This is a genomic window from Paenibacillus sp. S-38 (assembly GCF_049942825.1).
GTDB lineage: Bacteria > Bacillota > Bacilli > Paenibacillales > NBRC-103111 > Paenibacillus_G.
In genome coordinates this window covers 4,024,758-4,047,506 of sequence record NZ_CP187970.1, presented here as the reverse complement: position 1 = coordinate 4,047,506, position 22,749 = coordinate 4,024,758, and the positions used below count along the sequence as shown (strand labels likewise).

The window sequence follows — 22,749 nt, the reverse complement described above, 5'->3', positions numbered from 1 at the left end:
GTTAGTAAGTACTTACGTACATTGAGATGAAAGGATGTTGTCCTTATGGAGATTTCATCCGAGGAACTCGCCGGTCGGCGCATGATGCGCGTCATGCTGTTCACCGCCGTCTTCAGCGCGATGAGCGTATTCACATTTAACATCGTGCTGCCGGAACTGAGAGCGGAATTCGGGATCGACTTATCGCAGGCCAGCTGGCTTTCCTCCGGCTATCTTCTCGTTTATGCGATCGGAAGCGTCATTTATGGAAAGCTGGCGAACCGATACCGCCTGAAAAATTTGCTGACGTTCGGGCTGATCGCGTTCGCCGTCGGCTCGCTGGTCGGCTTCGCGTCGACGGCGTTCTGGCAGGCGTTGGCCGGCCGTCTACTGCAGGCGGCCGGCGCGGCGGTCGTTCCGGCGGCGGCGATGCTCATTCCAATCCGTTACTTTCCGCCGGAGCGGCGCGGCGGGGCGATGAGCATGACTGCCGCCGGCTTGGCGCTCGGCACAGCGATCGGACCCGCCGTGGCCGCATTGGTGCTTGCTGCCCTGGAGTGGCGCTGGTTGTTCGTTCCGCCCGTCCTCGTATTGGCGTTGGTGCCGTTTTTCCGAAAATACGTGAACGACGATCCCGCACCGAATCCTGGGAAGATCGATTGGCCCGGCGCCGCGCTGCTGGCCGCGACGGTCACGTTCGCGCTGCTCGGCACGACGTATTTGTCGGGATGGCTGTTCGCGGCGGCGGCCCTGATGCTGTGCCTTCTCGCTTGGCGGCTTGCGACCGCGTCCGATCCGTTCGTACAGCCGGCGTTGTTCCGGAACCGGAGCTACTCGAGCGGTCTGGCGATGGTGGCCCTGATTTCCTGCATCGCGAGCGGTATGGCCTTATTGCCGCCCGTGCTGCTCGCCGACGTCTACGGCCTCGACTCCGGATGGATCGGCTTTGCGCTCGTGCCGGCTGCAGCCGCTTCGTCTGCACTGAGCCGCATGGGCGGGAAGCTGGCGGACCGGAAGGGGGACTCTAGCTTGTACACACTCGCATCCGGGCTGCTGATGCTCTGTTTCACGCTGCTCGCCGTGTTTTCCGGCGCGGCCCCCGTTTGGACGATTGCTTCGTTCCTGATTTTCGGCAGCGTTGGCCAGACCTTCCTCCAAGTCTCCTTCTCCATCTCGCTCTCCAAGACGCTGTCGAAAGAGCAAGCCGGCGTCGGCATGGGGCTGATGACGATGACGAATTTTATCGTCGGCGGCATGGCCGCGAGCGTCTACGGCTTGCTGCTCGATATGGATACGCACGGCTGGAATCCGCTCGCCGCCGGTAAGAACGCCGGGATGTTCGCCAATGTATTTGGGGGCTTCCTCATCCTTCACGCAGGATTGCTAGCGTATTACCGGATGCGGTTACGGCCGGGCCGGCTGACAAAGCGGCCGCTGCCGGCCGAAGGGAGGTGAAGGCGCCATGGCGATAACGAACGGAACAGAGCTGGTCGAAGCGGTTCGTCACTGGCCCGGCGTGTCGCTTCAGCCGCATCGCTTCGGCAGCACGGAATTCGTCGTGAACGGGAAGGAGATCGGACACATGCACGGCGTATCGCTCGTAGATCTGATGCTGTCGAAGGCTGCGCGCGACGAAGCGCTCAGGCTCGGCAAAGCGGCTCCGCACCATGTTCTCCCGGAATCGAACTGGGTATCGGTTCATCTGCGCACGGAAACGGACATCCGCTGCGCGCTCGAACTGCTTCGACTCAGGTATGACCAATTGGTTTCTTCGGAGAGAACGTGAGACGGTTCGGATACGCTAAGAAATAAAACGGGCGCCAATCTTAAAAGAAGAGAGGGGATAACTCAGCGCCTGTAACAAATGGGATATCAGTCGAAGAGGGAGATATCGAATACGGCCATCAGGAAAGAGGTATAGGCAATACTGAAGCACCAAGCCGCAATTGCCCTTGTTTGGTGGAGGCGAACAGCTAAAAACATTGCAAAATAGAATAGGAGGGACCAATACAAATTCCATCCATGCTCGTATTGGATGTGTCCACCTAAGTGCCATGTGTACTCGACTGCAGTGTAAACAGCAATCCAACCCAGGTAATAAAGCTGCTTATAATTGTTCTGCGGATAGAAATGCAGATAGAGTATGGTGGTCCCAGGAAGAAGGATCAACGTATCTAACATTTCAATAGCCTTATGGCTCAATAAGCTGTCCTCATAGGACCAGGGGAGTTTGTCTGCACAGAGCGTATTATAAAGGCCATTGACCATTGGGACGAATAGAAGGGTGGAATAATACACTTTCCATTTCCGAATGACCTTGGTTATTAGTGTAAGGAAAAGCAGGATCACGTTGGTTAATAAAATCACGGGTAAGCACTCCACTTTGGTTTTTGCTTACCAACAAAATGGATGCAGTACCGGCACAATTCCGATTTACAATCGACAAAAGGCTGCCTTCGGGCCAATGTCATTAAGTTAAAGCGTGTGCCCCATATTCAAAAGCAAGAGCAGGTTATCGAATAGATAGCCCGCTCTTTTTTGTACCCCAAAAGACAAATAAGCCTTGACAAGCAGTTGGAAATGTGTGGCGAAGCCCCTTGAAAAAACGAGGAGGTTTCGCCCATGCATGCTTACGCGAGTTCACTAAAAGAAACGCTGACAACTCTCATTCGAGAGATGTCAGCGGCACCAGCGCCTTATGTCAAAAACCCTGAAAAAGACTTTACCCGGAAGAAAAAGCTGTCCTTCGAAACGATGATGCAACTTCTGATCTCTATGGGCGGAAACAGCATATACAAGGAGCTCTTGGAATCGCAAGGTTATAACGTAAACACGGCAACAACTTCCGCTTTTGTCCAACAACGCAATAAAATTTTGCCGTCTGCTGTAGAATGCTTATTTCACAAATTCACTCAAACGTATAAGGATATTAAGGATTACCGCTGGTATCGATTACTTGCCATTGACGGTTCGGATTTACATATCGCAACGGATCCGGCTGAGAAGAACAGCTACTTTCAAAGTCAACCCAACACGAAAGGCTATAACCTTCTGCATTTGAACGCAGCGTACGACCTATGCAACAGACTTTACGTGGATGCTCTTGTCCAGCCAAAAAGGCTAATTAACGAGGGAAGGGCGCTAGCAACCATGGTTGATCGTTCACCCATCAAGAGCAAAACCATTGTGATTGCGGACAGAGGCTATGAAAGCTACAACAATTTCGCGCATATTGAACGTATTGGGTGGAACTACGTCATTCGGGTAAAGGATTTGGATTCCAGTGGTATTCTGTCTAGCTTACGTTTGCCCGCTAGCGGAGAGTTTGATCGGGACATTCATCTGACACTTACCAGAAAACAAACCAAAGCGTTCAAAGCTTATCCGGGGTACAAATTCCTTCCATCCAATTCCACATTTGATTTTTTGGATGCTCATGAGAACATGATTTACCCGCTATCTTTTCGGGTTGTTCGTTTCGTCCTGCCTGACGGCGCCTATGAAACCGTCATTACGAATCTTTCTGCCGCGGACTTCCCGCCCGATGAACTCAGGTCCCTTTATCGCATGCGATGGGGTATTGAAACCTCGTTTAGGGCATTAAAATACACGGTTGGTCTGACGAGTTTCCACGCAAAGAAGCAAGCGTTCATCACCCAAGAGATTTATGCAAGAATGATTCTCTACAACTTCGCTGAAATGATGACCTCGCACGTCGTCATTTCGCAAATGGATAAACGGCATCAATATCAAGTCAATTTCACGGTTGCCGTTCACGTTTGTAGACAATTCTTGCGCTCCGGAGGTGATGAACCCCCGCTCGATGTTGAAGCGCTGATTCGCAAAAACATTTTGCCGATTCGACCCATTCGCCCGGGACAAAAGAACACGCGCAAAATCCGCTATAAATCAGCTGTCAGCTTCGTCTACAGAGTAGCATAATTCGATTCATATGAACATTTTTTTAGCGGATCGTCATCCGTTTGTTTGCTGTACCATTTTTCAGTCTTGTAACAAAAGACAAACGGCACAGGGCTTTTCCCATGCCGTTTCAGATTCATTTTCCGATCTTGTCTTTGAGATTAACTTAATGACATTGGCCTTCGGGCAGCCTTTTTGACGTGTCACCAGCCATTCAAAAAAGGAAGAAATATTCCGCATTTCCAACATTATATTCATTTTTCGACATCATATGTCGATAAAACGATGATATGCTGCCTAACATCATTTTATTATAGGGAGGATAGCGCACTGGTAAGCTGACCGGGTACCCACAGGATGTTATTGATCCGGGGTGTGGTCGTATTACGAAGAACTAGGACAGTGAACTGACTCCGCGAATAGGGGATCGGCACTATAAATAGTGAAGGAGAACCGCATGAATATGTTTTTAAAGTGTAAAAAGCAAGTAAACACTCTGCTCACAGCAGCACTAATTCTTACTTCTGCATCAGCAGCTTATGCAGAAACAACTACATCTTCCGCAGCACCTACTAGCACTTCAATCATCCTTACAAGCAAAGGGAGTCCATCTTTAGAAGGAGAACCTGCTGTATTTATGGTGAGAGTATCTCCTCATACTTATGGTGAGTTAACAGGTACAGTGACATTTAAGGAAGGAGACACTGTATTAGGTACGGCTTCGATAAGTGGGGATCCAGGCCATTTTAATGAAGCATATTTCGCGGCAAAAGGCATGACGGTCGGAGACCATCAAATTACAGCTGAATATAGTGGGAATAGCATGTTCGGCCCTAGTGCATCGGAAGCCTTAACCCAAACCGTATCTACAGATGTGGCCCCGATTACAGCCAAACCAACTGTGACTACGGTAACCAGTTACAGTAACCCCTCCAAATTCGGGCAATCTGTAACCATTAGTGTGAGAACAGAAACAAATCCCCGGTTGTATGGAGAAATGGCTGGAGCGGTCATTCTTATGGATGGCGACACCGAATTAGCTACGCTTGCTCTGGAGCCGAAAGGTGTTTCTAACGGATACGCGATCGCCAATTTCCAAACAAGCGATCTAAGTGTCGGGGATCATCCGCTGACAGCTATATATTTCGGAGACAGAACCTATGGTTCGGCCAATAGTATCTCCGAGGTCTACGTTCATACTGTAGAAGGAGCTGCCGGTCAAACGACGGGTACGGTAACAGGCCGTGTCTATGGGGAAGTATCCGGGTGGGTCGATGGGGCTATTGTTACCATCGGCCAGAAGAAAACTACAACCAATGCGCTGGGCGAATTTACAATAAAGAGTGTTCCATCAGGAGCTCAGACCGTTACAGCGAGCGCTTATGGGTATGTTGACAGCTCCAAGAGTGTGACGGTACCTGCAGGTCAAAGCTTCGATGCCGGAACCATTGCGCTGTATGTTAACGGCAGCCAGCCGGTAACGAAGAAGAAGAAAAAAAGATCGTCAGGGGGTCCGGCTGCTGTTCCTACTGAAGTCACCCCTAAAGACACCAAGGCAGAAGAGGACAAGAAACCAGCAGAAGCTAAACCATCTAAACCGGAGCAAGCGGGCGAGTATCAGGATCCTAACGATATTTTTAGAAGTCGGGTTGTTAACGCGGACAGTAATGTTATCGCAGGTGTGGGGACTAGAACGGCTGACATCCTGAAAAAAGGTGCTGACCTTGTTACGCTGAAGTATGATGATACGGACCGGCACTGGTCTCTGCCTTCTGTTGAAAAACTAACGAAGCTTGGCGTTCTGAACGGTTACCCGGATGGAGGATTCGAGCCGGATGATCAGATCACACGTGCAGAATTTGCAGCGATGATCGACCGCGCTTTTGTTGACATGGCATCGCGAGAAGTAACCCTTCATGAGGAAGATTTCACAGGATTCCGTGATATTAACGATCATTGGTCTACCAATAACCTCAAAAAGCTTGTAGCTGTTGGCGTATTGACCGGTTATGAGGACGGTACGATCCGGCCTGAAAAAACCATTTCACGTCAGGAAATGGCCCTCATGATCACTCGTGTTCTAAATGCATATATCCTTTATCAAGATACATCGAAGGTTCCATTTACGGATTTGAATGGATCCTACGGTGCGGATGCAATCAAAAAGACGGCTGCTTTGGGCATCTTCGACGGCAAGACCGATCAGACGTTCGATCCGAACAGCGGAGCAACTCGTGCAGAAGCCATCGAAACCATTATTAAGACGTATAGCTTAAGTCCTTCGATCAAAGAAGCATTGCAGAATTTGAACTAACTCTTTGCTGTGGCAGCACAGGCAAAAAAACTCGTCCCTAGGGCCAACAAATACCTTGTTTGAAACAGGGTGTGTGGATGCTTTGTTCTTATGGTGGTAATTGTCCTTCTAAAAAATGTAGTGGTGCTTATACAAGAAAGGCTCCAGGGCGTGCTGCCGGCTTGCGAGCGCAGGAGATGCTTCTTGAGCTCGTCGCGCAGCAGATAGCCTTGAAGGGAGGGGATCTGCGTCTTCGCCATGACATCCACGAAGTCGTACAGATCCAGCAGCTCCTCTCCGTCAAGCCCCGCACCAAGTCGTCCTGCATGCGGTAGCGGTAGGGATGGGGGCCCGGCTCTCTGCGGATGAAGCCGACTTCCTCGAGGTATTTGAGGTCGGAGCGGATGGTTTTCTCATCCGGCTGGGGAAGCCTCGCGCGCAGGCTGCTGCTACAGTGGTGGAGCAGTTCCATCGCCGTGAGCGTCTGGCCGTTCAGGGCGCCGAGAAGCAGGGAGATGCGCTGGCTTTCGGATTCCTTCAGGGACTTGGTAAACATCAAAAACGTGCTTGACGTTGGTGGGATTCGCATTCCCGCACAGTTGCTATCACCAAGCAGTCTGCCACAAGGAAATAACGCTTCTGGCCCATAACAGGGCGTCTGCGCTTTCGTCCATCGAAGCGCGGGCGCCTTGTTTGCTTTTGTAAAGGACATGCCAATGCCTCATTTGCTAAAGTCATAAATTCAAATGATTAACAATTGATATATCCCTTATTATAGCTATATATCTTATGAGTAAACGTGGGAACAAAGGGACTTCGCTATAGTGTGAATTCACGTACAGGAAGTCGCTTAACCGCTTCTATTCCCGGAACTGGATTATCATATACAACGAGTGGTTCAACGAGAACTAGGGGTTACAATAGCCAGCATATCGTTTGAGAACCGAACTTGCTCGCCGTGAAAAAGAAATCCGGAAGCTTCAAGAACTCGAGAAAAATCACCTTGAGATGATCAAATCCATACATAGGAATGAGATCAACAGCTAGATTGGGAGTATATCCGCCAGGCTCCTCTACCGTTTCAAAAGGGTCAGATCGGACCAGCAGAAGCAGCTGCTCGACAAGCATTTGAAAATTACAAGCCAGGACTAATAACTAGCCACACGATATGAGAAATTGGCCTTATATTTCTTAGGGCTGAATCCGATATATTAATTCAGACCCTACATCAAGGAGGACATCATGATTTTTTTCAAACCGGTCATACTTCTAATGAATCGACTTCGATATCTTCAGAAGTTTGCTTTAATTGCTGGAATCTTAGCCATTCCCTTAGCCTTAATGGCTTGGAACCTGATTGGGAACAAAACTGATGAAGTAAACAAATTGCAGTTGCGTCAAAAAGGGGCCAAGTACGATTCGCTTCTAAAAGACGTCCTGCAAGATGTACAGCAGCATCGGGCCTTATCTGTTAGTGTATTAAATGGAGATGTCACTGCAAAAGCCAATATGCAGAAAAAACAAGAAGAGATCGAAAAGGATTTTGAAACCATAAAAAACTATGAAGTGGAGATCGAAGGTGCTCTAAATACTAAATCAACTTTAGAGTCCCTTTACACTGCATGGAAGTCTCTTGCTTCTGAGGTAAATGGATTGACAGCAGAACAGGCGACTGCCAAGCATATCAGTTATATAGCCGAACTTCTTAAATTCATGCAGCACGTAACCGATGATTCTAATCTTCTGTTAGCCAGATCTGTTCAGAATTATTATCTTATCGAAAATGTGACAAAGAATCTGCCACTCTTAACGGAACAGTTGGGGCAGATACGCGCAGTGGGTATGAATACAGCAGCAAAAAAGGCAATAACTGAACAGCAGATTTTCCAATTAATCGTCCTCACTAATTCAGCTTCAGACAAGCTACAATCAGTTAAACATGCAACGGAAGTACTGGAAATGAAGAATCCAGCTCTATTCGCGGAAATTAAGGAATCCTTTCAAGCTATGAATTCCGAAGTAAATCAAATGCTTGAATTTGTACAAACCAACTTTATCGCAAGTCCTCCTGTGAATGTAAATACAGACGCGTATTACAAAATGGCGACTTCCGTCATTGACAAAACATTTGAATTGTATGATAAGGAAAACAGCGCGATGGTTGCGGTCATAATGACACAGACAAATGATGAGCAGGTAATGAAAAGAAATCTGATTATCTTGCTTGTCGCTTTATTTGCCGTCATTTTGTATAGTTTTTTGGGCTTTTATTTCGCTATCCGTACTACAGTTAACCAGTTGACCTCGGCTACAAAGATCGTAGCTGATGGAGATTTGACCCAGACCCTATCTCTTCAAACCAAGGATGAAATGAGCAAAGTCGAAGCTTCGTTCAATGAGATGGTCTCCAACCTTCGACATCTGGTACAAGAGATAACGAAGAGTTCGGAACTCCTGGCATCTTCAAGTGAAGAACTTACCGCCAGCGCAGAGCAGACGGGACACACAACGGAACAAATCGTAATGACGGTTCAGGAAGTAGCCACCGGAACTAATGATCAGCTGCAGCAAGTAGAAGATATTACTTCGAAAATTACCAACCTTGCGTCAGGCGTACAGGGGATAGCTGAGGGCGGAGAGATAATCAATGCTTCCGTCGCCGAAACCCTTCAGAAGGCCGTGGAAGGCAGCCAGAATGTTCGATTGGCTATTCAGCAGATGGGTGCAATAAGCAGTAAATTTGAGGGTCTCTCCGAATCGGTTACGGTTCTTGGTCAACGTTCAGATGAGATTAGTGAAATCGTCAAAGTGATTACGAGTATATCTGCACAAACCAACCTTTTGGCATTAAACGCAGCAATTGAAGCCGCAAGAGCAGGAGAACAAGGCAGGGGCTTCGCTGTAGTTGCAGGTGAAGTAAGAAAACTTGCGGAACAGTCTTCCGAATCCGCTGCTCAAATCGCTAATTTAATTACCGCAATTCAAGATGTAACAAAGAGTACGGTATCGTCTATGGATGATACGGCTAAGGAAGTCGCTCAAGGTATTGGTGTTGTAAACGCTACCGAAGTTTCATTTGAAGATATCCAGAAGGCAGTAAATCAGGTGGTGCAGCAAACGAAAGAAGTGTCGGCGACAACACAAAAGATCTCTAATTCGGCTGAACAAGTAGCTGCGGCAGCAACACAAATTCATATGGTTGCAGAAGCAGCGGCTGCCGGGACCCAGAATATATCCGCTGCGACGGAGGAGCAATTAGCCTCTATGGAAGAAATCTCAGCATCTTCCTCCTCACTCTCACACATGGCGGAAGAACTTCAGTTGCTGGTGAAGAGATTTAAAGTTTAATTTTTAGGCTCCGGAAATGACCGGGGGCCTAGCGGCCTAATATATGGGTGGATTCGTACTGGGTATTTCCCTAGCATTTCCTAAGATTGGTTTAGCTATACACTGGTGAAAGCGCCGAGACTGCAGAAAGAGCACGATCGGAAATCGTGCAGGCGTCATAAGTGTCTCGAGGGTTCGAATCCCTCTCCCTCTGGTTACCGCGGCGAAAGCCGGGTGAATAAGTGTGTGGTGGAATGGCAGACACACTATCTTGAGGGGGAGTGGGTTTACGCCCGTTGAGGTTCGAGTCCTCTCAACCACATATCGAAGGCAGCTCTGCTGAGAGCCCCAGATGGGGCTCCTTCGCGTATATTAAGGTGCTTGAATGGGTTATCCTTAATGAAGTCAATGGAAAGCTCCTAGACGGCCAATGTGCGGGTTCTAACGACCCGCTACTGGCGAGGTAGGGGGAAATACCGGGAAGCTGCCCTCATTTGATTTTAATATAATTGATGCTGCCCGTTTAGATATCGTATAATGGAGATGGCATACGACAGCCTTTCTTTGCAACGTGGCCACCCTTCCGCAAGGTGGTCATACATAGCGCCTCACAAAACCTCCTGGATCAGGAGGTTTGATTTTTTTCTAGAGCTTTTTTAAAAAACCTACATTGGTAGGCGATGCAGAAAAAATAGAAGCAGGCTGCCGATGAGGCAGCCCTGTCTATGTGGGAGGGTCGGGGGCGCCCACTCCAATAGCCACCGCAACCTCATATCGTGAGCCGACAAGTTTATCCTCGAGTGCAGCCGCAGCCTCACTCCGCCTGCCACACCAGCGTCGCTGCGGCTTCGCCGTCCAGCGCGTACTCGACCGCCTGCCCATCGCAGGTGACCCGAAGCCGTTTGACCGTGTCCGTACGGTTGGACACGATTAGCACGCGGGATCCGTCCGGGTTCTCGAAGGCGGCGCTCTCCAGGTCGTCCTCGCAGGTATCGGATGCAATGCGCACGGCCCCGGTGTCGACGAACTTGGAGATATGGCCGAGGGTGTAGTAGTCGGCATTGTAGGTGACTTCGCCGGTTTCCTGGTGGACGGTGATCAGCCCGCGGCAGGTGGAGCGGCGGTTCAGGTGCTGGACGTAGTAGTAGTCCGGCCCGTTGTGTTCATCGAGCGCGACGTTCCACCAGATGACGGAGCGGCACCAGTGGCGCGGCAGGCGGATCACCTGCTTCATCTCCTCGAGGAAGCCGTCGCGCCAGTGCTTGACCGGGTTCCACTCGCCGCCCGAGCCCTCGGTGAACCAGATCCCCTTGTCCGGGTAGCGCTCGTGAATCTCGCTCATGACCGATTCCGTGCCGCCGTACCAGTGCCAGGCCGAACCCGCGACGTGCGGAGAGACCTCCGAATCGTCGTAGACCGCCTGCACGTAGTCTGCGCCGAGATCCCAGTTATGATCGAAGCAGTGAATCTGTGCATCAATCCCATACCTGCGGAAGGCGGGCACCAGGCTCGACTTGATGAACTGCGCTTCCTCCGGACCGGTAAAATACATCCCTGGCCAGCCGTTCGAGTCGTGCAGCGGCTCGTTCTGTATCGAGGTCGCATATACCGGAATACCTTCATCCCGGTACGCCAGGATGAACTTCGAGATGTACGCGGCGTAAGCATCGTAGTGCTCGGGGAGCAGCGTCCCGCGGATGCCGTCCTTCAGGCCGAGCTCGGAGCCGTTCGCCTTCATCCACGCGGGCGGGCTCCAGGTGGCGCAGGTGACGCGGATCCGGCCGGGATGCACGGCCAGCGACTCCTGCAGCACCGGCAGCACCCACCGCCGGTCATGCTCAATGGAGAAGCCGGGCAGGTCGGCCGGCTGAGGCTCATCCGCGTAGCTGTAAGGCCCGAGGACGAAGTCGCACGAGCCGATCGGCTGGCGCAGCAGGGACAGGCCGATGCCCTGCTCCTTGTCGAACAGCCGAAGGATCACTTCGCGGCGTGCCTCGGGTGTCAGCCGCTCCATGAGCAGGTAGGCGCTCGCTTCCGTGAAGGAAGCCCCGGCGCCGTCCATCACCTGGAAGCGCTGCGCAGGATCGACCGCGATCCGGCAGACCGGCACGCTCCTCTCGGCGCCCGCGCTAATGCTCCCCTCGGCCGATGCGGCGGACTCTGCCTGCTGACCGCGGACGGCTTCATTTTTCGCAGCATGAACCGATGCCTCTCCTCCAGCTTCTTCCCACGGAAGGGGGGGCTCCTCGCGAAGCCCGTATTCCATCCCCGTATTGTCCGCGTTTACTTTCGATGTCCAGATGCGTACCGGTGGTTTCATTGTCCTCTTCTCTCCTTTAGCTATAAGTAACTATTACCCGGATATACCGGCTATTCTTTCACAGCCCCAAGCACCATTCCCTTGACAAAGAACCGCTGCAGGAACGGATACACGAGCATGATCGGCAGGGCCCCGACGAAGATCTGGGCGGCCTTCAGCGTCCGCTGCGAGAAGTTCTGGAAATCCTCCACGCCGAGCGTCCGGAAATCCTGCTGCACGATAATCGTCTGCAGGTAAGAGGCGAGCGGGTAGTTGACCTTGTCCTTGATGTAGATCAGCCCGTCAAAGTAAGCGTTCCAGTGGCCGACCATCGTAAACAGCGAGATGGTGGCGATGGCGGGCAGCGAGATCGGGAGGAAGATTGACCAGAATGTACGGAAGTGTCCCGCACCGTCCATCAGAGCGGATTCTTCCAATTCGGCGGGCACGGTGCGGAAGAAGTTCAGAAGCAGGATGACGTTGTAGACCGACACGGCGCCAGGCAGGATAAGGGCCCAGAGCGTATCCATCAGGCCGAGCTTCGAGACCAGGATGTAGTTCGGGATAAGGCCGCCGTTAAACAGCATCGTGAACACGAAGTACCACAGATACACGGAGCGGCCCTTTAGTGCACGCGAGTCCTTCGACAGCGAATAGGCGGCGAGCAGCATCACGAACATCGAGAAGGCGGTGCCGAGCACGGTCCGCTGAACCGACACCCACAGCGACGAGGCGAACTGGGCGTTCATGACCGACTTCTGATAAGCATAGAGCGTGAACTCCTGCGGCCAAAATGTCACGAGGCCCGCCCCCGCCTTGGCGGCGGAGCTCAGTGAGACGGCGAGCAGGTGGAGCATCGGCAGAATGCAGAGCAGGGCGAGCAGCCCGAGCAGCACGTGGTTGAAGAGGCTGAAGAGCCGGTAACCGCGCGTTTTGTAGTACATGGGGGAGCCTCCTTTGGGTGGTTGCGTAACGGCTTCGCCGTAGTTTGAAGCTGTCGGGCTTAGAAGATCCGGTAGTTCGCCAGCTTGTAAGCGAGCCGGTACGAGAGAATGATAAGCACAAGCGAGACGACGGACTTGAACAGGCCGACGGCGGTGCCGAAGGAGAACTTGCCGGTGAGCAGCCCCTGCCGGTAGACGAACGTGTCGATAATGTCTCCCTGCTCATAGACGAGCGGATTGTACAGGTTAAAAATCTGATCGAAGTTTGCATTGAATACACCGCCCATAGCCAGCGTGGTGACCACGACGGTGATGGGGATCAGCGAGGGAAGCGTGATGTGCAGCGTCTGCTTCCAGCGTGAGGCGCCGTCGACTTCGGCCGCTTCGTATAGCGACGGGTTGATGCCGGTCAAGGCGGCCAGGAAGATGATGGCGCCGAAGCCGAAGTCCTTCCACACATCGCTGACAATCACGGTGAAGCGGAACCAGCTGCCGTCCCCGAGGAACAGGATCGGATTGATGCCGAGGCAGGTGCCGAGCCCCTTGTTAACGATCCCCTTGTCGCTCAGCATATCGATGAGAATGCCCGCCAAGGTCACCCAGGACAGAAAGTGCGGGAGATATACGAGTGTCTGGATACCCCGCTTGTAGGCGCTGCGCCTCACCTCGTTCAGGAGCAGGGCGAACAGGAAGGGCACGACGAGGTTCAGCACAATCTTCGAAACCGCAAAGATCAAAGTATTGCGCGTGACATTCAGGAACGTATCGTACCCGAACATGAACCTGAAGTGCTTCAGCCCGACCCAGTCGGAGCCGAAGAGGCCCTTGGCAGGCTTGAAATCCTGGAAGGCGATCAGGATGCCAGCCATGGGAATGTAGTTGAAAATGAAGACAAGCAGAACGGCCGGCAGCAGCATCAGGTGGAGGGTGAGGCCTCCGCTGCCCCTGCGCCTCTTGCGGGCAGACGTTGGGGCGGCCGCCGCAGGTTCCGCAGCCGGCGTGCCGGCGGGATGGGTGGGTAGTGTAGACACGGTCGTCACCTCGTTCGGGTTCGATGGTTGCTGCATTTCTCATTCTAGAGAGGGGAGGCGGCCGCGGATATAAAACGATGGCGAGGAGGATAGCAATCTGTTAGGCATTTTGGCTCGGGGGGCCCGCCAGGGAGGCGGAGGTGGTATGATGGGGAGGCGAAGGTAAGCGGTATCATACACACCAATGACAACAGCAAAGGGAGAGGGATCGCTTGGGAGTCCGGTTCAGTTTTTTTACCAAAATCAATCTGCTCATTCTGCTCCTGGCCCTGCCGGTGCTCGGGCTCTATACGTATTCCAGCCACGTGAGCACGGAGGTCGTGACGCGGGAGCTCAAGGGTGCCAGCGCCGGGCAGCTCAGCCTGCTGCTCGAACAGCTCGAGTCCCGCGTCGAACAGACGATGTTCTTCTCGCTGACGATGCTCCAGGACCCGACAGTGAAGCGGTTCAAGGGGATTGCGATGATCGATTCGCCCTATGATCTCATGGAGACGAAGCAGGCCATCCTGGACAAGCTCAACCTTCAGAATCTGCAGCGCGAGTGGGTGACGAATTATTCCGTCTTCACGACGGACAACCGGCAGGCGGTATCGAACGTCTCCGGTGTGGGATATGACCGGAAGCGGATCGACCGGGCGCATACGGGCCGCTGGGAATACAGGCCGGCGGGCGCTGCACTGGAGGGTCAGAGCGCCGGCGGGCCGTATGCCGGAGCTCCCGCAGCCGTCACAGCGGCGGCCGAGCGAGCGGTAGTGAGCACTGCTGCGGACGCTGCGCCGGCTGACCGTGCGGGTGCGACCACCGCTGCAGACTCCCCACCGGCCGAGCGAGCGGTAGTGACGACCGCCGTAGACTCCGCTCCGGCTGATCGCGCGGTCGCGACGTCCGCCGCCGGCCTCGCGCCGGAGACCGGCGGCTGGACGCTGCCAGGGAACACGGCCGGCCGCCCCGCGAATCCGGCTTCCTCCAGCGGCGGCAAGGGCGAGCCCGCCTTTTATTACTACACGCACGATCTCAGCGAATACCGGAAGAGCCCGGCGCTCGCCAACGTGATCATCGAAGCGAGCATCCCGGAGGGCAACATCCGGCGGATGCTTGACGAGTTCAAGAAGCAGGGACAGGGCGATCCGTTCTTTTTCCGTGAGGGGGAGGGCCTCATCGCCAACTCGACGGCCAACCGGGCCTTGATGGACGAGATGCTGGCCGGGCTGCGCGGGATGCCGCTTGGGAGCCGTTTGACCCAGACGCTGCGCATCGGCAGGGAGGATTATCTCGTGACAGTGCTGGAGTCGCCGGCGCTGGGCTGGTATCTCGTCGACTACGTGCCTTTGAAGCAGGTGCTCGCCCCGATCACATTGTCGCGCCGGCTGTTCTACACGTCGATCGGACTGCTTGCGGTGCTCTCGCTGGTCGCTTCCATGCTCTTGTACCGGAATGTACAGGTGCCGATCAAACGGCTCATTCACAGCGTGCAGAATGTGAAGCGTGGTAATTACGGCGTGCGGCTGGCTCCCATAGGCAGCTATGAATTCACGTATCTCTTCGATAAGTTCAATGAGATGTCAAGCCAGATCGAGGAGCTTATAGACAACGTCTACAAGCAGCAGCTGCGGGTCCGGGAGGCGGGGCTAAAGCAGCTTCAGTCGCAGATCAACCCCCATTTTCTGTACAACTGCCTCGGGTTCATCATCAATATGGCAGAGATGAAGCGCGGGGAAGCGGTCGTCACCATGGCCCACAACCTCAGCGATTATTACCGGTATACGACCCGGCTGGAGAAAATGACCGCAACCGTGGATGAAGAGCTTCGGCTGATCGGGAACTATCTGGAGATTCAGCGGCTGCGTACGCCGCGCATCGAATATGAGATCCAGGTGCCGCGGGAGCTTCGAAGCACCAAGATTCCGCGCCTGCTCCTCCAGCCGCTGGTGGAGAATGCGATCCTGCACGGCATCTCGAAGTCGCTGGACTCCGGACTGATCCGGGTGACGGGAGGCGCGGACGGCACTTCCCGCTGGATATCGGTGGAGGACGACGGTGCCGGACTGACGGACGAAGCGCGGGAGGCGCTGCAGCATGTGCTGGGGCAGGAGATGGGCGGGAGCCTGGGCTTCGGCCTGTGGAACGTGCACCAGCGGGCGGGCTACCACTGGAATGCGGAAGCGGGGCTCCGGCTTGAGTCCTCCGAGCTTGGCGGGCTTCGCGTGACCCTGCAGTGGTCCGAGCCGCAGCGTGAAGTGGGGCCAGAAGAACAGTCAGAAGAAAATAACAGAAGAAATGACAGAAAAGTGACAGTAGAAACGAAACAATCCATAGAGAGAGGAAGAACAGACCATGCTGCAGCTGCTTCTGGTAGATGACGAGGCCCATTGGGTAGACAACATGGCGGAGACGAAGCCCTGGCATGAGCTTGGCATCAGCACGGTGCACAAAGCTTACTCGGGTGCGGAAGCACTGGAGAAGATCGACCTGCATACGATCGATATTGTGATCACGGATCTGGTCATGCCAGGGATGACGGGCATTGAGCTCATCGGAAGGATTCAGGCGGAACGGCAGGGCATCAAATGCATCGTGCTCTCCGGCTACGCGGAATTCGAGTATGCCCAGCAGGCGATGAAGCTGCAGGCGTTCGACTACCTGCTGAAGCCGGTGCGGACGGAGGAGCTCATGGCCGCGGTCCGGAAGGCGGCTGAGGAGCTCCGCGAGGAATGGGAGGCGGTGGTCTCCCGGGAGCGGACGCTCTATGCCCTGCGGGAGAACCTGCCGCACATCCGCAGCAGGCTGCTGCTTCAGTTTCTCGCGGGCCGCATGCTGCCGGAAGGAACGTGGGCGGCGAAGGCGGAGGCATACCGTCTCGGCTTCCGGCACGGCGATGCTTGCGCCCTGCTGCTGATCCGCATGGAAGGCGCCTTCGCCTCCCTGGAGCGCGGAGAGCTGGAGCTCATGGAATATGCCGTGACAAACATCGCCGGGGAGCTGCTCCAGCCGGGCTTCGAGCTGTGGCCGTGCCGCGAGGAGCATGACTATCTGGTCGTACTCGTGCGTCCGGCGGTCGGCGGGGAAGAAGCGCGCGGCTTCATGCCGCAGCTCGAGCAGACCGCGCTGCGCATCCAGCAGAAAGTGAAGCTGTACCTGCGCGGGGACGTTTCGATCCTGATGAGCGGCGTGGGGCGCTTCCCGGTGGAGCTGCCGGCGATGTACGAGCAGGCGCTGTTCGCCTTCCGCCAGCGGGTGGGCGCCGAGCAGGGCATCCTCGCCATGGCCGGGGAGCGCACCGGCAGCCCGGCCGGTGTGCTGGCTGGACTCTACAGCCCGCCGACCCTGCTGCAGCTGCTCGAAGCGGGCCGCTGGGAGACGGCGGAGGAGAAGCTGGCCGCCTCCCTCGGCGAGCTGTCGGAGCGGTGGAGCACGTCGCTCGAGCACCTGCTCGAAGCCGGATACCACATTGCGGGAGCCTACACGCATATCGCGCACAAGAACGGCCGCCAGCTGCAGGAGATTATCGGTGGGCGCTTCCGGGAGCTCGCCGAAGGGCAGGTATTCCGCACCATCGCCCGTCTGCAGGAATGGTCGCTGGCCGTGCTCCGGTCGCTGCGGGACGAGTCGTCACAGGAAATCCGGGCCTCCCGCACCTCGGTGATTCGGCAGGTGCAGGATTATATCGATTCGCATCTCGGACAGGGTGTGTCGCTGCGGGAGATTTCGGATCATGTGCATGTCCACCCGACCCACCTGTCGAAGATCTACAAGCTGGAGACCGGCGAGGGAATTTCCGACTACATCTACCGTATCCGCATGGAGCGCTCGGATTACCTGCTGCTCCGTACGGACAAGAAGATCTATGAGATCGGAGCGGAGCTAGGGTACCCCAATGCGCATTATTTTATCAAGGTGTTCAAAAAGCGCTTCGGCCTCACCCCCCAGGAATACCGGGATGCGCACCGCAAAGCCTGGAGCGCGGAGGAGACCGCGACCGGCGTACACTAGTTTGAGACGGAGTCTGCGAGCGTAAATTCGGGTGCGGGAACGCCATACAAACGCATAATAAAGTGCTATGCCTCTCTTTACATTGCTATAGCTGGGGGCTTCCGCCCGCTGGTAGGATGAGGATGTGACACAGACACGTACAGGAATGAAAGGGGACCAGCATCCGATGAAATCCAACTATCTAACCGCCCTTAGAACAGGCCTTGCGGCCGCCATCGGCGTGACTTCGCTGCTCGCCGGCTGCAGCAGCCAGGGCGAAGCGCCGGAGAACACGCAGGCAGCCGCACCGCAGGGAGAAGTGAAGCCGCTGGGCAAGTTCGACCCGCCGATAGAGGTTACTGCGATTGCGAATGCGGATGAGCAGAAGTTTTTTGACGGGGATACGCTCCAGAACAACCCTCACACGCGTTGGGCGCTCGAGAAGTTCGGGATGAAGATCAACTATTCGATCCAGCCGGCGAGCGGCGACCAGCTGAAGCAGAAGCTGCAGCTCATGCTCGCCTCGGGGGAGAAGCTGCCGGACATCATCAATTACTACAACGATCCGGTCATGGTCGGCCAGCTCATCGATTCCGGCCAATTCATCGAGGTGGAGGAGCTTTACAACCAGTACGCGGGGAGGATCTACAAGGACCACGCGGAGCAGCACCCCGAGTTCTGGTACCCGTTCATGAAGGACGGCAAGAAGTACGGCATCCCGCTGCTCGAGTACCAGCGCAATAATGAGCCGGTACTGTGGCTGCGGGAAGACTGGATGAAGAAGCTGAATCTGCCCGCGCCGAAGACTCTGGTGGACCTCGAAGCGGTGATGGACAAGTTCAAGAACGAGAACCCGGATGGCATTCCGGCGGGCGAGGTTACGCCGCTGGTCATCGCTCTGAAGAACGGCGGACACGGCTGGATGGCGACCGTCGACTGGCTGTTCGGGGCTTACGGCAGCGTACACGAGCAGTGGAACAAGAAGAGCGACGGCACCCTGGAGTACGGCTCCGTCCATCCGGGTGCAAAGAAAGCGCTGGGCAAGCTGAGCGAGTGGATGGGCAAAGGCTACATCTCCAGGGACGCCGGCATGATGGAGGAGGTGAAGGCGTCCGAGCTCATCATCGCGGGCAAGTCAGGTGTCGTCGTCGGGCCGAACTGGATGCCGGACTGGCCGTTCCCGGATGTGTTGAAGAACGCGCCGCAGGCGGAGTGGAAAGCGTACCCGATCCCGGCGGGACCGGACGGGACGATCGGCACGCTCGGCGATGACGCGGGCTCGAACGGCGTCATTCTGATCAACAAGGACTTCAAGCACCCGGAAGCCTTCTGGCTGTACTACAACTACCTCCTCGATCATTATGCGAACCCTCAGTCGGGGGGCGAGTTTGAGCACGGCTTTGCCAAGGGCTACGACTGGGACATCCTTGACGGCCAGCCGACCAACGACAAGAGCAAGCTGCCGAAGGCGACAACGAATTTCAACTTCCTTACGGGTATCTCGCGCAACCCGGCCCGGATTCCATCCTTATACTTTGATACGCTCGTGAAGCTGGCGGAGGGCAAGGAAGCCGTAACGCCGTACGAGAAGCTGACGAAGCAGACGCGCAAGCCCGAGAACTGGCACGCGGCCAAGGTGGTGCTGGACCAGAAGGACATCCGCAAGCCGAACTACTTTAATGGGGCGCCAACGGAGACGATGCGGGAGAAGTGGGACCTGCTCATGCAATCGGAGCTCGAGACGTTCAACAAAATCATCTACGGCAAGGAATCCGAAGCGGCCTTCGACGCCTTCGTCGAGAAGTGGAAGAAGAACGGCGGTGACCAGATCACGAAGGAGGTCAATGAGTGGTACCGGTCCGTGAGCGGGAAGTAAGGAGGGCTGCGAGGAATGGATGGTCGCGGTGAAGGAACTACCCGTACGCGTACTCCCCGTCGAAGGAGGCGCTAAATATGTTCTCGCAGCCGCTGCACCGGCATCTGCAAGCAAGAGACATTGCCGTCTATGCGGTTCATCCCGGCTGGATCCGGACGGATATGGGCGGAGAGCAGGCGCCTGGGGATCCGGAGGCATCGGCCCCCGGCATTTCGGATCGTATCGAATGCAGGACGGTTCCGGCTCCGGGACGGTTTGTTTTATCGATTATCGAGGAGAAACCATGCCCATTTGACGCATCGGGCATTTTGACGACCTTGGCCAAGCCCAGCTTGGTTCAAGGTCTTTTTTAAAATACTGGAATTTATATCTCGCCAGAGCTCGATCCCGTAATCTTGTATTTCTTATAAACGCGCATCGTCCTATAAAGGACGGCGAAGCCGTTTATCTTGTTTTCCGTGCCGCCTCACAAGAAATACATAACAAAGTGTCATGCCATCCGCCACATTGTTATAGATGAATCGCTTTCATCTCGGTAGGATAAGGGGGAATCGATCTACAAGTCCAGCTACAGAAAAGGAGAACCCTATGCCAACCTATGCAGTCCGAACCTGGTTAGTTATCGCGCTTGCTACCGCCGTCGGCTGGTCGTCGTCAGCCGCGGCAGCCGTGAAGCCTGTCTCCGCATCCGCCACAGCCGAACGCAACACCGGCCAGCCGGTGGAAGTGTACATGACCACCTGGGACGGGGCCAAGCGATTGTCCCAAGAAGCCGGGGTGAGCTTCAGGCCTGACCGCAACCCTCACCCGTATACGATCCATGTCGACGAGTCCAGGACGTACCAGACGATGGACGGCTACGGAGCGTCGCTGACCGATTCCTCCGCCTATGTTATCTACCATCATCTCGATGAGAAGAAGCGCACGGAGTTGATGCGTCAGCTGTTTGACCCGGTTCAGGGGCTCGGCCTCAGCTACCTGCGGCTGCCCATGGGAGCGAGTGATTTTGCTCTCAACGATTATACGTATGATGACATGCCTGAGGGGCAGGTTGACCCCGATCTGGAGCACTTCTCCATTGAGCATGACCGGGCCTACATCCTGCCGGTGCTGAAGCAGGCGCTGAAGATCAACCCGCAGCTAAAGGTGATGGGAACGCCATGGAGCGCTCCGGCCTGGATGAAATCCACCGGCCGGCTGCAGAAGGGCAAGCTCCTGACCGAATACTATGGCGCCTACGCCCAGTACTTCGTGAAGTTCATCCGGGCTTATGCGGCCGAAGGCGTGCCGATCCACGCGGTGACGCTGCAGAATGAGCCGCAGTATGAGCCCAGCGGCTATCCCGGGATGACGATGGAGCCGGAGGATCAGGCGGAGTTCGTGAAGAACCACCTCGGTCCCGCTTTCCGGGAAGCGGGCATCAAGACGGAGATCATCGTCTGGGACCATAACTGGGATCATCCCGAGTATCCGATCGAGGTGCTGAACGATGAAGAGGCGAAGCCGTATATCGCCGGATCGGCGTTCCACAGCTACGGAGGAGCGGTAGAGAACCAGGCCCAGGTGCACGACGAGCATCCGGACAAGGGGATTTACTTTACGGAGAGCTCGGGAGTGACGGAGTACCCTGTCTTCGGCGACAATGTCAACTGGGACCTCTCGAACCTGCTCATCCGCTCCACGCGGTATTGGGCGAAGACGGTCCTCAAGTGGAATCTGGCGCTCGACGAGAACAACGGCCCGCTCAACGGAGGCTGCTCCACGTGCAGAGGGGTGGTCACCGTTACATCCGACGGCAGCGTGACGCTCAATGAAGAATATTATGCCTTCGGCCATGCCTCCAAGTTCGTTCAGCCGGGCGCAGTTCGCATCGCCTCGAACACGTTCGGTCCCGGCAGCCTCGAGACCGCAGCCTTCCGCAACCCCGACGGTTCCAAGGCGCTGATCGTCTTGAACGGCGCCGGCGAGGAGCGGGAATTCCAGGTGAGATGGGGGAATGCCAGCTATACATACAAGCTTCCGGCCAAAGCGGCGGCAACCTTCAAGTGGAACGGTCGGACCGGAGCCGGTACGGATGGTATCAATCCGTACAGCCGCGTGGAAGCGGAGGAAGCCGCCGAGCTTCGCGGCGTCAGGGCCGGCATCGCACGGGACACGGCAGGCGGCGGCTTGGTTGGCTCGGACAGCGGGGCCGGCGGTTATATCGCCTTTAAGGATGTGGAAGTGGTCAGCGGCACGGCCAGTGCGGACATCCGGTATGCATCCGCGCAGGATGTCCGGATCGAGCTGCGGCTCGGCAGCCCGAACGGAGCCTATGTCGGTGAGCTCGATACCGGGGCGACCGGAGGAGACCAGATGTGGGCCACGAAACGCATCCCTGTCGAAATCCCTCCGGGAACGCATAAGCTGTTCCTCGTGTTCAAGAGCCCGGTGAACCTGAACTGGTTTCAGTTCGGCTTCACCTCCGCCAAGGAGCTCCACAATTATGCGGCCCGGAATGGGAGCTTCGAGGATGGCGCTCCGGGTCCATGGCAGGGCTGGTCGCCTGAGGGCCAGGCGTCGGCGCAGAAGGTCGAGTCCGGGGATGCGCACAGCGGCGAATACAAACTGATCCACTGGTCCGCCGGGCCTTACATGCAGGGAACGTCCCGTACCATCGAGGTTCCGAACGGCACTTACCAGGCTTCCGTGTGGGTGAAAAAAGGGGACGGCATCGAAACGCGGCTCACCATCAGGAATTATGGCGGACCCGAGATGAGTGCAGAGGCGGGAAACGGGGGGATCTCATATTGGAAACAGCTCACCACGGGGCCGTTCCTGGTCACAAGCGGCAGAGTGGAGCTTGAACTGCACTCTGAAGCAGCCAAGAGTGAGTGGGCGGCCTTCGACGACGTCGAGCTGAAGCCCGTCCCCACGGCGGCACCCGCCGCTCCGACGGCTCACGGTGCCCCACCGGCTCCGCGGCAGGTCACAGCCAGCGTGGTTGGGGAAGGGCAGTCGATCCGGCTGAGCTGGGAAGGGGCAAAAGGAGCGGCGCATACAAAATCTACCGTTCCATAACGGAGGATTCGGACCGCAGGGACCCAAAGAGAGGAGGTGCGGAGCTTGCG

15 protein-coding genes and 1 pseudogene are annotated in these 22,749 nt (G+C 55.4%); 11 read left to right on the top strand and 5 right to left on the bottom strand.

Translation table 11 applies throughout. The features are described from left to right. Positions 1-45: 45 nt before the first annotated feature. Positions 46-1,434 (top strand): MFS transporter, encoded by a 1,389-nt coding sequence (locus ACP26L_RS18355; RefSeq protein ID WP_426454696.1) that lies wholly within the window; start codon positions 46-48, stop codon positions 1,432-1,434. A gap of 7 nt (positions 1,435-1,441) precedes the next feature. Further along, positions 1,442-1,765 (top strand): luciferase family protein, encoded by a 324-nt coding sequence (locus tag ACP26L_RS18350; RefSeq protein ID WP_426454694.1) that lies wholly within the window; start codon positions 1,442-1,444, stop codon positions 1,763-1,765. 86 nt (positions 1,766-1,851) lie between these two features. Here ACP26L_RS18350 and ACP26L_RS18345 read toward each other — a convergent pair whose 3' ends face one another. Further along, entirely contained in the window at positions 1,852-2,346 is a 495-nt protein-coding gene (locus tag ACP26L_RS18345; protein ID WP_426454692.1) for a CBO0543 family protein, read from the bottom strand. Between the two features lie 255 nt (positions 2,347-2,601). On the opposite strand from ACP26L_RS18345, the gene ACP26L_RS18340 reads away from it, so the two are divergent. Both ACP26L_RS18340 and ACP26L_RS18335 read left to right on the top strand, forming a co-directional pair. Next, complete coding sequence (locus ACP26L_RS18340) at positions 2,602-3,921, top strand: IS4 family transposase (RefSeq protein WP_426454690.1); 1,320 nt, start codon at positions 2,602-2,604, stop codon at positions 3,919-3,921. A 436-nt stretch (positions 3,922-4,357) separates the two neighbouring features. Further along, a complete protein-coding gene (locus ACP26L_RS18335; protein ID WP_426454688.1) occupies positions 4,358-6,214 on the top strand; it encodes an S-layer homology domain-containing protein in 1,857 nt (618 codons plus the stop codon). A 117-nt stretch (positions 6,215-6,331) separates the two neighbouring features. Here the strand turns inward: ACP26L_RS18335 and ACP26L_RS18330 are convergent. Beyond that, positions 6,332-6,755: pseudogene (locus ACP26L_RS18330) on the bottom strand (WYL domain-containing protein); the annotation flags it as partial. A 237-nt stretch (positions 6,756-6,992) separates the two neighbouring features. On the opposite strand from ACP26L_RS18330, the gene ACP26L_RS18325 reads away from it, so the two are divergent. Further along, entirely contained in the window at positions 6,993-7,133 is a 141-nt protein-coding gene (locus ACP26L_RS18325; RefSeq protein WP_426454687.1) for a DUF4236 domain-containing protein, read from the top strand. 302 nt (positions 7,134-7,435) lie between these two features. Further along, positions 7,436-9,541 (top strand): methyl-accepting chemotaxis protein, encoded by a 2,106-nt coding sequence (locus tag ACP26L_RS18320; RefSeq protein WP_426454685.1) that lies wholly within the window; start codon positions 7,436-7,438, stop codon positions 9,539-9,541. Positions 9,542-10,334: 793 nt separating this feature from the next. Here the strand turns inward: ACP26L_RS18320 and ACP26L_RS18315 are convergent. Genes ACP26L_RS18315 through ACP26L_RS18305 form a run of 3 tightly spaced genes read right to left on the bottom strand, consistent with a single transcriptional unit; the run spans position 10,335 to position 13,680 of the window. Continuing rightward, entirely contained in the window at positions 10,335-11,840 is a 1,506-nt protein-coding gene (locus ACP26L_RS18315) for a glycoside hydrolase family 30 protein (RefSeq protein WP_426454683.1), read from the bottom strand. Between the two features lie 50 nt (positions 11,841-11,890). Then, a complete protein-coding gene (locus ACP26L_RS18310) occupies positions 11,891-12,763 on the bottom strand; it encodes a carbohydrate ABC transporter permease (RefSeq protein ID WP_426454682.1) in 873 nt (290 codons plus the stop codon). 59 nt (positions 12,764-12,822) lie between these two features. Next, positions 12,823-13,680 carry an ABC transporter permease gene (locus ACP26L_RS18305; RefSeq protein WP_426454994.1) on the bottom strand — a complete coding sequence of 286 codons (858 nt, stop codon included), beginning with the start codon at positions 13,678-13,680 and terminating at the stop codon, positions 12,823-12,825. A 326-nt stretch (positions 13,681-14,006) separates the two neighbouring features. On the opposite strand from ACP26L_RS18305, the gene ACP26L_RS18300 reads away from it, so the two are divergent. The 5 genes from ACP26L_RS18300 (at position 14,007) to ACP26L_RS18280 (ending at position 22,699) form a co-directional block, all read left to right on the top strand. Then, the gene (locus ACP26L_RS18300; RefSeq protein ID WP_426454680.1) at positions 14,007-16,154 is read left to right on the top strand and encodes a sensor histidine kinase; all 2,148 of its coding nucleotides are present in this window, start codon (positions 14,007-14,009) and stop codon (positions 16,152-16,154) included. Beyond that, positions 16,129-17,784 carry a response regulator transcription factor gene (locus ACP26L_RS18295; protein ID WP_426454678.1) on the top strand — a complete coding sequence of 552 codons (1,656 nt, stop codon included), beginning with the start codon at positions 16,129-16,131 and terminating at the stop codon, positions 17,782-17,784. The genes ACP26L_RS18300 and ACP26L_RS18295 overlap by 26 nt, the downstream gene beginning before the upstream one ends. Positions 17,785-17,950: 166 nt before the next feature. Further along, the gene (locus tag ACP26L_RS18290) at positions 17,951-19,639 is read left to right on the top strand and encodes an ABC transporter substrate-binding protein (protein WP_426454677.1); all 1,689 of its coding nucleotides are present in this window, start codon (positions 17,951-17,953) and stop codon (positions 19,637-19,639) included. 77 nt (positions 19,640-19,716) lie between these two features. Then, positions 19,717-19,992: a hypothetical protein gene (locus ACP26L_RS18285; RefSeq protein WP_426454675.1), complete on the top strand. Its 276-nt coding sequence runs from the start codon at positions 19,717-19,719 to the stop codon at positions 19,990-19,992. A gap of 235 nt (positions 19,993-20,227) precedes the next feature. Then, the gene (locus ACP26L_RS18280) at positions 20,228-22,699 is read left to right on the top strand and encodes a carbohydrate-binding protein (RefSeq protein WP_426454673.1); all 2,472 of its coding nucleotides are present in this window, start codon (positions 20,228-20,230) and stop codon (positions 22,697-22,699) included. The last annotated feature ends 50 nt before the right edge of the window (positions 22,700-22,749 follow it).

Coding starts and splice junctions, on each gene's coding strand:
- ACP26L_RS18355 (WP_426454696.1), top strand. CDS start 46: ATGGAGATTTCATCCGAGGAACTCGCCGGTCGGCGCATGATGCGCGTC.
- ACP26L_RS18350 (WP_426454694.1), top strand. CDS start 1,442: ATGGCGATAACGAACGGAACAGAGCTGGTCGAAGCGGTTCGTCACTGG.
- ACP26L_RS18340 (WP_426454690.1), top strand. CDS start 2,602: ATGCATGCTTACGCGAGTTCACTAAAAGAAACGCTGACAACTCTCATT.
- ACP26L_RS18335 (WP_426454688.1), top strand. CDS start 4,358: ATGAATATGTTTTTAAAGTGTAAAAAGCAAGTAAACACTCTGCTCACA.
- ACP26L_RS18320 (WP_426454685.1), top strand. CDS start 7,436: ATGATTTTTTTCAAACCGGTCATACTTCTAATGAATCGACTTCGATAT.
- ACP26L_RS18315 (WP_426454683.1), bottom strand. CDS start 11,840: ATGAAACCACCGGTACGCATCTGGACATCGAAAGTAAACGCGGACAAT.
- ACP26L_RS18310 (WP_426454682.1), bottom strand. CDS start 12,763: ATGTACTACAAAACGCGCGGTTACCGGCTCTTCAGCCTCTTCAACCAC.
- ACP26L_RS18305 (WP_426454994.1), bottom strand. CDS start 13,680: ATGCTGCTGCCGGCCGTTCTGCTTGTCTTCATTTTCAACTACATTCCC.
- ACP26L_RS18295 (WP_426454678.1), top strand. CDS start 16,129: ATGCTGCAGCTGCTTCTGGTAGATGACGAGGCCCATTGGGTAGACAAC.
- ACP26L_RS18290 (WP_426454677.1), top strand. CDS start 17,951: ATGAAATCCAACTATCTAACCGCCCTTAGAACAGGCCTTGCGGCCGCC.
- ACP26L_RS18285 (WP_426454675.1), top strand. CDS start 19,717: ATGTTCTCGCAGCCGCTGCACCGGCATCTGCAAGCAAGAGACATTGCC.
- ACP26L_RS18280 (WP_426454673.1), top strand. CDS start 20,228: ATGCCAACCTATGCAGTCCGAACCTGGTTAGTTATCGCGCTTGCTACC.